The sequence below is a fragment of the Acinetobacter sp. TYF_19 genome (assembly GCF_043105125.1).
GTDB lineage: Bacteria > Pseudomonadota > Gammaproteobacteria > Pseudomonadales > Moraxellaceae > Acinetobacter > Acinetobacter johnsonii.
The window spans coordinates 1-938 of record NZ_JBICLH010000051.1; the positions used below are offsets into that span (position 1 = coordinate 1).

At 44.6% G+C, this 938-nt stretch carries 1 pseudogene; it reads right to left on the reverse strand.

From position 1 onward, the window contains the following. A pseudogene (gene istA, locus ACF8FD_RS06690) lies at positions 1 to 798 on the reverse strand (IS21-like element ISAba8 family transposase); the annotation flags it as partial. Positions 799 to 938 lie beyond the last annotated feature (140 nt).

Below are 938 nucleotides of genomic sequence, written 5' to 3' on the forward strand. Positions count from 1 at the left end.
GACATGCTGTGCTGCTGCAACAGGTACAGTGCTAGAACCTGTATCTGATTGCGGTAATGGCGTAAATTTTTGCTGCTCCTGTTGCAGTCGAACTGCCGGTTTTTCTTGCGTGGTGGCATGAATCCGCTGATTGGCGGTTTCATGCAGCCACCGGCCAATGTGGGCATTGGCGACATCAACATCTAACAGTAAACCCGAAGTCTTCAGGCTTGCTTTCAATGGCACAATAAAGCTTGATTTGAGGTATCCATTAAAGCGTTCAACTTTGCCTTTGGTCTGTGCACGGTAGGGCTTACATACGCGGGGACGAAAGCTGTATTTCTTGGCGCAGTCGAGCAGTTTGGGATTCCATTTATGCTGCCCCTCCTGATAGGCATCCCGTTCAATCATGATCGTTTTAGCGTTATCAAACAGGATTTCCTGAGGTACTCCTGCAAAGAACTGAAATGCATTTTCCAGACCATCGATCCATGCATCCGTACGTTCATGATCATAAAATTTCACGAAAGTCGCTCTGGAATACCCTAATGTTGCGACAAAGGCTTTCAAAGTCGTGTTGTTGCGTCGAATTGTGGTGAAATCCACCTGCATTTGTTGGCCAGGTTGGGTTTCAAAACGAATGACTGGCTCCAGTTTGGCAACTGGTTTTAATGTTGCAAGATATTCCCTCAAGATCCTGATCTTTCCTGGATATCCCAACCCTAAAATTTCCTGGTAGAGCACAACGGCAGGAATCCATTCAGGATGTGCTGCATTTACACGATGGAGTAAATAGGGTTTATATGGATCAAGAATACTTGATGTGTGCTGAAAAAACAGGAGGTTTTAACTTGGTAAACTAAACACACTCATCAGGAGTTTACCATGAGCAAGAAACACAAGACTTACACCACAGAATTTAAAGCTGAAGCCATCAAATTAATTGAAGCCAATCAAGG